The sequence below is a fragment of the Nonomuraea sp. NPDC003201 genome, from assembly GCF_053590415.1.
Genome location: NZ_JBSFTC010000599.1, coordinates 1 through 3354, shown reverse-complemented (window position 1 = coordinate 3354; position 3354 = coordinate 1). Strand labels below are relative to the sequence as shown.

The 3354-nt window shown below is 70.5% G+C and carries 3 protein-coding genes; 2 read left to right on the top strand and 1 reads right to left on the bottom strand.

The features are described 5' to 3' along the window. On the bottom strand, positions 1-1244 hold a 1244-nt coding region (locus tag ACWDX9_RS61395; protein ID WP_449973130.1), incomplete at its 3' end, for an amino acid adenylation domain-containing protein. Between the two features lie 375 nt (positions 1245-1619). Between ACWDX9_RS61395 and ACWDX9_RS61390 the strand changes: the two genes are divergently transcribed. Together ACWDX9_RS61390 and ACWDX9_RS61385 are read left to right on the top strand one after the other, a co-directional pair. Next, positions 1620-3098 (top strand): RICIN domain-containing protein, encoded by a 1479-nt coding sequence (locus ACWDX9_RS61390; protein WP_449973129.1) that lies wholly within the window; start codon positions 1620-1622, stop codon positions 3096-3098. Between the two features lie 64 nt (positions 3099-3162). Continuing rightward, positions 3163-3354, top strand: a 192-nt coding sequence (locus ACWDX9_RS61385) for a hypothetical protein (RefSeq protein WP_449973128.1), incomplete at its 3' end; no start/stop codon positions are given.

Here is a 3354-nt window from a genome sequence, read left to right as displayed (position 1 = left end):
GCCGCGTCCACCTCGCCCAGCTCGATCCGCCGGCCGCCCAGCTTCACCTGGTCGTCGGCCCGGCCGGCGAAGATGAGCCCGTCGGGTTCGGCGCGTACGAGGTCGCCGCTGCGGTAGGCGCGCTGCCAGCCCAGCGAGGGCAGCGGCGCGTACTTCTCGGCGTCCTTGGCCGGGTCCAGGTAGCGGGCCAGGCCGACGCCGCCGATCACCAGCTCGCCGGTCTCGCCCATGGCCACCGGCTCGCCCGTGCCGTCCACGACCGCGAGGTCCCACCCGTCGAGGGGCAGGCCGATGCGGACCGGGCCTTCGCCGGTCAGCCGCGCCGCCGTGGCCACCACGGTGGCCTCGGTGGGCCCGTACGTGTTCCACACCTCGCGCCCCGGCACGGCCAGCCGCTCGGCCAGCTCGGGCGGGCAGGCCTCGCCGCCGAAGATGAGCAGCCGGATGCCGTCGAGGTGCTCGGCCGGCCAGAGCGCGGCCAGCGTGGGCACGGTCGAGACGGCCGTGATCCGGTGGGCGGCCAGCCACGGGCCCAGGTCCATCCCGGTGCGCACCAGGGCTCTGGGCGCGGGCACGAGGCAGGCGCCGTGCCGCCAGGCCAGCCACATCTCCTCGCAGGAGGCGTCGAAGGCCACCGAGAGCCCGGCCAGCATCCGATCACCGGGGCCCAGCGGCCGCTCCTGCAGGAACAGCCCCGCTTCCGCGTCCACGAACGCGGCGGCGGACCGGTGCGTCACCGCGACGCCCTTCGGCTTGCCGGTCGAGCCGGAGGTGAAGATGATCCACGCGTCGTCGCCGGGCTCCGGCGGCGCGGGGGCCCGGCCCGGGGTGCCGGTCATCGTGAGCTCTCCGGAGACGATCGCGTCCACGGCGGCCTCGGCGAAGACGGTCTCCGCGCGCTCGGCCGGGTCGTCGGCGTCGACGGGCACGTAGGCGGCGCCGGCGGCGAGCACGGCGAGGATGGACACGTACAGCTCGGCGGTCCCCGACGCGAGGCGCACGCCGACGCGGGAGCCGCGGCCGACCCCGGCCTCGGCGAGCTCGGCGACCAGCCGGTCCACCTCGGTGCGCAGCGACAGGTAGTCGAGGACCACGGTGCCGTCGTCGATCGCCGGCGCGTGCGGGTGGCGGCGCGCGGTCTCGTCGAGGACGTCGATGAGGGTACGGGGCGATGGGGCCAGCACGCCCGCGGGGTAGACCGCGGTCGAGGTCCTCAGGCGTAAATCGGCCGGATTGCTGCGCAAGCGGTGCTCCCTGGATGGACGACGGGTGACATGCCAGAGTACGCGCACCGAGTTACGGACCGGGCCGCCTGGCGGCCGAGGAAAGTTTCAGATGGGCGCGCCGCCGAATCATCGAAATTTTTCGGATGACGGCTTGTCGCCCTTCGCCCCGGGGTCATGCAATGACCAGCGAAGAACGCCGCAAGGGTGGGCTGACCGGCCGTCAGGGGCGCTGAAAACGGGGGTTCGACCAGCTTCCGCCTGTTTGTTTCATGGATTGACGTAATCAGAAACGCGGTCGTAACCTCAGCCCACTGACGCGGAGGGCGGCGATTTAGTGAAGCGCGCTGATTCGTCCAATGCGGAGATTCCTCTCGACCTTCGAGGATGCGATCAATGAAACTGCTCACAATCATCAAAGGCCGCACCCGATCGGTCGGCGTCCCCATGGCCGCCGTCCTGGTCACCGCCACCGCGCTGGTGACGTCCGCGGGACCGGCGCAGGCGGCGGCCCCGGCCGACGGCGCCGTGTACACGCTGGCGTCGGGGTCGAGCGGCAAGTGCGTCGATGTGACGGGCGCCTCGGCCGACAACGGCGCCCAGCTCGTCCAGACCGCCTGCGTCCCCACCGCCGCCGATCAGCAGTTCAAGGCCGTGGCGCGGGGGAGTGCGTTCAATCTGGTCAACAGCGGCAGCACCCGGTGCGTCGACGTGCCGGGCGGGTCCACGGTCTCCGGTACGCGGTTGCAGCAGTGGGGTTGCGGTGACGGCAGCAAGACCAACCAGCAGTGGACCTTCACGCCTTCCTCCGCCGCGTCCGGCAAGTACCTGGTGAAGAGCGTCGCGACCGGCCTGTGCGTGAGCGACAAGGACGGCTCCACAGCGGGCAACAACCCGATCGTCCAGGAGACCTGCTCCGACGTCGCCCGCATGCAGTGGTCCGTCAACTCCACCTCGTCCGGCGACCGGGTCTGGTCCGACAACGCCGACGGGTTCGCCGCCACCAGCGGCAGCGGCCTGACGACCACCACCGGAGGCGCGGCCGGCGCCACGGTAACCGTCACGACCTACGCCGACCTGGTCAAGTACGCCACCGCCGCCGCCCCGTACGTCATCAAGGTCAACGGCGCCATCACCGTCACGCCGTACGGCACCGAGATCAAGGTCGCCTCCAACAAGACCATCGTCGGCGTCGGCACCAGGGGCCACATCGTCAACGGCGGCTTCTTCCTCGGCACCGGCGTCAGCAACGTCATCATCCGGAACCTGACCATCCGCGACACCCGGATGGCCGACGACGACCCCGACGACAAGCTGTACGACTACGACGGCATCCAGATGGACACCGCCCACCACATCTGGATCGACCACAACACGATCACCCGGATGAACGACGGGCTGATCGATAGCCGCAAGGACACCAGCTACCTCACCGTGTCCTGGAACGTCCTGTCGGAGAACAACAAGGCGTTCGGCATCGGCTGGACCGACAACGTCACGGCGCGGATGACGATCCACCACAACTGGATCCACGACAACAACCAGCGCAACCCCAGCACCGACAACGTCGCCTACGCCCACCTGTACAACAACTACCTGCAGAACATCACCGGCTACGGCAACTACTCGCGCGGCGCCACCAAGATGGTGCTCGAGAACAGCTACTACGACAACGTCAAGGACCCCTACTACAGGGACGACGCCGCCGAGCTCCGCCAGAGCGGCAGCATCGTGGTCAACTCGACGGGCCAGCGGGAGACCGGCGGCTCCGCCTTCACGCCGTCCTCCTTCTACTCCTACACGCTGGACCCCGCGGCGCAGGTCCCGGCGCTCCTTCGCACCTACGCGGGCCCGCAGGCCGACATCGGCCTGTGATCGACCCCCCGGGCCGGCCCCAGAGCCGGCCCGGGGCACCCCCCACCTCAGGAAAGGACCGATCATGCGCCACGGCATCCAGGCACCGTCACGCGCCGCGAAGATCGCGGTCGTCCTGGCGATGCCCGTCACCGTCCTGACCCTCTCCACCGGAGCGAGCTCGGCCGCCGCGGCCCCGGCCGACGGCGGCGTCTACACGCTGGCGTCGGGGTCGAGCGGCAAGTGCGTCGATGTGACGGGCGCCTCGGCCGACAAC

Bases quoted from the DNA above. Each gene is read 5' to 3' on its own strand.
- ACWDX9_RS61390 (WP_449973129.1), top strand. From the start codon at position 1,620: ATGAAACTGCTCACAATCATCAAAGGCCGCACCCGATCGGTCGGCGTC.